At 44.9% G+C, this 6,256-nt stretch carries 5 protein-coding genes; 3 read left to right on the forward strand and 2 right to left on the reverse strand.

From position 1 onward, the window contains the following. Positions 1-23 precede the first annotated feature (23 nt). Both rnpA and rpmH read right to left on the reverse strand, forming a co-directional pair. Positions 24-374, reverse strand: a complete 351-nt coding sequence (rnpA, locus tag MKY42_RS32725; RefSeq protein WP_076287174.1) for a ribonuclease P protein component — start codon at positions 372-374, stop codon at positions 24-26. A 268-nt stretch (positions 375-642) separates the two neighbouring features. Beyond that, positions 643-777, reverse strand: a complete 135-nt coding sequence (gene rpmH, locus MKY42_RS32730; protein ID WP_024629517.1) for a 50S ribosomal protein L34 — start codon at positions 775-777, stop codon at positions 643-645. Positions 778-1,558: 781 nt separating this feature from the next. Between rpmH and MKY42_RS32735 the strand changes: the two genes are divergently transcribed. The 3 genes from MKY42_RS32735 to gntK all read left to right on the forward strand — a co-directional run bounded on the left by MKY42_RS32735 (position 1,559) and on the right by gntK (position 5,488). Further along, positions 1,559-2,233: a GntR family transcriptional regulator gene (locus MKY42_RS32735; RefSeq protein WP_179262269.1), complete on the forward strand. Its 675-nt coding sequence runs from the start codon at positions 1,559-1,561 to the stop codon at positions 2,231-2,233. A 257-nt stretch (positions 2,234-2,490) separates the two neighbouring features. Next, positions 2,491-3,852 (forward strand): GntP family permease, encoded by a 1,362-nt coding sequence (locus tag MKY42_RS32740; RefSeq protein ID WP_090902648.1) that lies wholly within the window; start codon positions 2,491-2,493, stop codon positions 3,850-3,852. 88 nt (positions 3,853-3,940) lie between these two features. Further along, complete coding sequence (gene gntK, locus MKY42_RS32745) at positions 3,941-5,488, forward strand: gluconokinase (protein WP_339847822.1); 1,548 nt, start codon at positions 3,941-3,943, stop codon at positions 5,486-5,488. Positions 5,489-6,256 lie beyond the last annotated feature (768 nt).

Below are 6,256 nucleotides of genomic sequence, written 5' to 3' on the forward strand. Positions count from 1 at the left end.
TAGGAGGACAAATAAACCGAAGCTTACCGCTTGCCCGACTTCAAAAGAGAGCCCTTGCGCAACGCATGCAGCAGGCTTTTTTCCATATCCTTATAGGACATGTCCAATGCACCTTTTCTGACGATAAAGATCAGATCCATCTGCGTGACAATCTCGTTCTCATGATGACGTACAATTTCCTTAATCATGCGTCTCATCCGGTTGCGTACGACAGCGTTTCCGATTTTCTTGCTGCAGGATACACCCACTCGGAATTGTTCTGTATCTTTACGACGACAGCCATACACCACAAACTGATGATTGGCAAACGATTTCCCATACCGGTATACGCGGCTAAAGTCCGCCCGGTTTCGTAAACGCAGTCTTTTATACACGGCGCTTCTCCTTGCTGTTTTCCACCAACATTATTGACGAAGGCCTCATTACTGATTTAGTATAGGCTTTCTTGAATAACGATAAACCGTCTTGGCGGCAACTTCATTATATAAGGAACGTTTTCGAAAAAACGGACATCTCATTCATTGAACATAAAGGTGTACTAATGCTTTTGCGCAGCCAATTCAGACCTGACCTATACCAGCATCCAGTCTGAAAAGACCTATTTTAAGAAAAAAAAGACCACCTCGGTGGTCTTCACATGCATTAAGCACTCAGGACTTTACGGCCTTTAAGGCGACGTGCAGCCAGAACTTTACGTCCGTTGCTCGTGCTCATTCTTTTCCGGAAACCATGAACTTTTTTACGTTTGCTAACGTTCGGTTTGAATGTAGGTCTCAATGTATTGCACCTCCTCACAAGGAAATACTTATGTGATGAATCACTTTCATCTTCACAGAAAACACCTTTATACATTTAACCACGAACACCCGGAAAAGTCAACTGCGAGCCTCCTGCCTCCTTTCTCCTTTTAATGCCTATTCCACCCTGCCTGAACGGCCATGGATGCTTACCCCTGTTAACAACCTTTCTAAAGCACCATTTAGAAGTTCCAGAAGTTATCCCCAAGTCCCGATTCATACACCAAAAATCAGCTTTTACGGTTATCCACACCCCTCGAACCCCTTAATTCTATCTTTTAATACCACTTCAAGTTATTCACATGTGGATAAAGAATATTTAACGTTGATATACGGTTTCATTGCCTCTGCTTTCGGTTAATATTCCTACGTTTCTGAAGAACTTTAGTGGGGCATCTATCCATTAGATGAACCATATGTTTTAGCTTTTGAAATGACATACTTTAAATTTAATGTATCCGCTTTATTCTTATGGTTTACAAGTTTTCGAGAAAGGTGTAGGATAAAAAAAACACATCTTGTATACAAGTATACTTATGGAAAGTGCAGCATAGATCCTAACTCATTTATAGGAAGACAATACTTCCTCTAGCTCTTTGAAAATCTATTGAAACCGTATGACGCTCCTAATTTCAGCACATGCATAAGAGCATACTGCCATTTCTTCTCGTTATAAGGATTAGTTTAAAACGATCAATCGGCAAAATAGTTGTGCTATGATCAGTATTGAACTGATTACTTATAATAGGAGCGTAGCCATTATGCTGTTTCCTTCATCCTGGCTTCAGGGAGCTTCCCGTGGGGAAGCCATCGCCTGCGAATTAAGACTGCGGATCATTAGTGGAACCCTTCGTCCTGGCGAAGTTTTGTCAGAAAATCGGATTGCCGCTGATTTTGACAGCAGTCGATCACCTGTACGTGAAGCGTTAAGAACTTTGTCGAATGAAGGCCTCATTCGGCTGGAGCGTATGGGTGTCGTTGTCATTGGATTGAAAATTAAAGATGTCGAGGAATTGTACGATGTGCGTTTCCTGATTGAAAGTTTTGTGCAGCAGCGGCTTGCGGGGGATGTCCCAGAACAATTGATTACCCAGTTAAGCAATGTGATCGACAAAATGGACTTGGCTGGACGCCATCAAGATGCGGTTGAATTCGCATTTCAGGATCTCACTTTTCACGAGACTATTATCGAAGCCGCCCAGCATTCGCGAATTTTACATCTATGGAAAAGCATTCGTTATGTTGTCATGACGGTCATGCTGCTCACCACCCGCAGGGTCTTTATTCAGGGCGAGCAGAAAGTAAGCGCTGTAATTGGTAAACATCGTTTGCTGATTGAGGCGCTTGAATCAGGTGATAAGACACGCATCCAAGCTGGAGTCCGCACGTATTTTCAGGATTCAGGCAAGACGCTGCACGAAAGCTTTGATTCCTAATGCCATGCTGATGAAAATTATATCCACTTCATGGCATAGCTGTGCGGGGGGTCCGCAATCATATCCGTTGTGAATGATTGCCCCCTAACTTGTCGACAAGTATACAAAGTGCGATTTGTTTCAATTTTTTGGGGCATATTAAAGGGGACTTAAACAAATTTAACCTCCCCGGCTAGATGAATCGTAAGGATACTTCCCTTCGCCTGATCATGGATCGGTTGTAAGCGTTATATATCATAATAAAAGGAGCATACCTCATGAGCACTCTTTTTGGCTTATCCCATAATGCCACATTATTGGTCTGGACATTGATTGCGATTGTCTTCCTGATTGTGTTGATCTCCAAATATAAATGGAATCCTTTCATTACCCTTTTAATATCTGCATTAATGCTTGGTTTACTTACAGGCATGAAACCCGCGGATGTCATTTCCTCCATTACGGGAGGACTTGGTGGCACACTTGGAACGATCGCCATCGTTATTGGTTTGGGCACCATGCTAGGTAAAATGATGGCTGAATCCGGCGGAGCCGAGCGTATTGCTACCACACTGGTGGATCGTTTCGGTGTAAAGCGTGTGCACTGGGCGATGATGATTGTTGGTTTTATCGTCGGTATTCCTGTATTTTTTGAAGTCGGCGTTATTTTGCTGATTCCGATCATTTTCACCGTTGCACGTAAAACCAATATGTCGCTGCTGCAGATCGGTATTCCGATTTTGGCCGGTCTCTCTACTGTACATGGTCTGGTTCCACCTCACCCGGCTCCCATGATTGCGATCGAAGCGTTCAGCGCCGATTTGGGTAAAACGATCTTGTACTCCCTTATCGTAGGTATCCCGACTGCTATTATCGCTGGACCTCTGTTCGGTAAATTTATCGGTAAAAGAATACATACCGAACCACCTGCAGAGCTGGCTGAACAATTCGCAACGAAAAAAAGTAACAACTTGCCCGGTTTCGGCATAACCCTGTTTACCATTTTGCTGCCGGTCATTTTGATGCTCATTGGCTCCATCGCCAATATCGTAGATCCTGACGCTACAAGCGGATTTACCGTTTTCTGTGAATTTATCGGCCATGAAATTATAGCCCTGCTGATCTCCGTTGTGTTCGCCCTCTTTTCACTCGGATTCTCACGCGGGTTCAACAAACATGACATCTCCCGCTTCACCAGTGAATGTCTGGCGCCTACGGCGACCATCATTCTCATCATTGGCGGTGGCGGTGCATTCAAACAGGTGTTGATCAATAGTGGTGTAGGTAATGCCATTGCTGAGGTCGCCACACATGCCAATATTAATGTGATCCTGTTCGCCTGGCTTGTAGCCGCACTCATTCGGGTTGCTACCGGTTCAGCAACTGTGGCCATGACGACAGCAGCTGGTATTGTAGCTCCGGTCCTTGCACTAACGCCTGGTGCCAATATTGAACTTGTCGTACTCGCTACTGGTGCAGGTTCACTTGTACTATCTCATGTGAACGACGCAGGCTTCTGGATGATCAAAGAATTCTTCAATATGAGTGTCTCGCAGACGCTGAAGACGTGGACCGTTATGGAAACACTATTATCTGTTGTTGGACTGATCTTTATTTTGCTGCTGAGTACAGTCGTATAAATTGGAATACCTATATAGAAGAAGAAAATAAATTCACACCATTAGAGTTTTAATTTTACGGGTTTTATAGAAGGAAGGTTTATGCAAAATGAACAACTATATGATTGGGATGGATATCGGTACAACCAGTACCAAATCCGTACTCTTTACGGAACAGGGTGAAGTTATAAGCACGTCGACTCAGGAATATCCTTTATACACCCCAGCTCCGGATGTCGCTGAGCAGGATCCGGAACAAATTGTGCAAGCTGCCCTTCGCTCCGTACGCGGCGTGATGGATCAAAGCGGCGTAGCTGCGGAACAAATTATGTTCGTATCCTGCAGCTCTGCCATGCACAGTGTCATTGCGATGGGACAAGATGGTATGCCCCTCACCCGCTGCATCACTTGGGCTGACAACCGGAGTGCTGCCTGGGCCGCCAAACTGCAAGAGAACGGACAAGGCCATCGTATCTATTTGCGAACAGGCACACCGATCCACCCCATGTCGCCACTGACCAAATTAATGTGGCTGCGCCATGACGAACCTGAACTTTTTCAACGTACCGCCAAATTTATCTCTATTAAAGAATATTTGTTCTTCCGTCTGTTCGGTCAATATGTCGTGGATCACTCCATCGCCTCCTGTACCGGTCTGCTCAATCTGGAACAACTGGATTGGGATGCAGAGGCACTTGAGGTTGCAGGCATTACACCTGACCATCTATCGCAGCTCGTCCCGACCACACATATTATAGAGGGAATGGATCGCACATGGGCTGAAAAAATGGCTCTCTCCCCCTCTACTCCCTTCGTCATCGGTGCAAGTGACGGGGTATTGTCCAATCTGGGCGTAAACGCCATTGAACCTGGCGTTGTTGCAGCTACGATCGGCACCAGCGGCGCGATTCGCACCGTCGTTGACCGTCCGGTTACCGATCCAAAAGGTAGAACGTTCTGTTACGCCCTCACCGAGAATCTTTGGGTTATCGGCGGACCTGTGAATAACGGTGGCATGCTGTTCCGCTGGGTACGGGACGAATTCGCTGCCTCGGAAGTCGAAACAGCCAAACGGCTCGGCATCAATTCCTATGATGTACTCACTAAGATTGCGGAACGCGTCAGCCCCGGTTCGGAAGGACTTCTATTCCATCCGTACCTTTCAGGGGAACGCGCCCCTTTATGGAATCCGGACGCCCGGGGTTCCTTCTTTGGTTTGACCCTTCACCACCAGAAAGAGCATATGATTCGTTCCGTTTTGGAAGGGGTTATTTTCAACCTTTATACGGTACTGCTGGCCATGGAAGAACAGATCGGACAACCTACCTCCTTTCAGGCAACGGGTGGTTTCGCTCGTTCCCCACTCTGGCGTCAGATGATGTCCGATATATTCAACCAGGAAGTCATTGTGCCCGAGAGCTTCGAAAGTTCCTGTCTGGGGGCCGTCGTGCTCGGTCTTTATGCTACAGGGCGAATTAAGTCGCTTCATGCCGTTTCATCGATGGTTGGTACAACGCACAAGCATACCCCTATCAAAGAACATGCATCGATCTACCAGGAGCTGCTCCCCATCTTTATTCGCATTTCGCGAAAATTGGAAGAAGAATATGCAGATATCGCGGAATTCCAACGTAAATTTTCCGCTCATAACGAGTAAATCATGCTTTTATAACCACCAAAAAGAGGTTGTTCTCTTAGACCACCATTCCGGTCTTAAAGAACAACCTCTTTTTTGGCATAACCAATTTGCTGCAATGGAATCACATCCATCTCCACTGTTTGCGCGCTATTCAGCCTACCTCTTTTAGGAATAAATGCTACGTTCAGTTCATATAAATCAGTAAACGCTCCTTCCGTTCAACGGCCCTCTCCTTGATCTCCGATGTCTTTCATTTTGTCGTGTCCTCAATTCCTCTCTTCGAAAAAGGAAAACGGGCATGAAGAGTCACTCTCCTGTAAATCCCCAAAACGGTAATTTTCAGTTTACGGTTATCCACAGAGAGGTTATTCACAAACAGAGAATACTTTTACACACAATTCAGCATCATTTGACGAATAACCTGTGTATAAAATAATTTAGGTTTTTGGGTCTTCTTGTCGAAAGTTAAACAATTTATAAACAATATATTGTGTTGTGATTAAAAATTATACACAAGTTATTGAATTTGTGGATAAAATCACGTGATACATTGAAATGCCGGGCTTCTTTTGCTATGATTGTATTACTTTTGGATGTGAATATGTGATCTGACCCATAATATTATCAACAGCCTGTGGATAAAGTTGTGAACAATTTTCCGTTGTTCATTCTTTTTTTGTTTTCGACCTGCGGGGGTTTGGGGATAAATTCAACAATATATCTCGTATTTCGACACTGCATCATGGCTTAAGCCACACTTGGAACATGTAAAAGGAGTGACAGTCT

Origin of the sequence: Paenibacillus sp. FSL W7-1088 (genome assembly GCF_037969855.1) — a bacterium.
In the GTDB taxonomy this organism is placed as follows: Bacteria; Bacillota; Bacilli; order Paenibacillales; family Paenibacillaceae; genus Paenibacillus.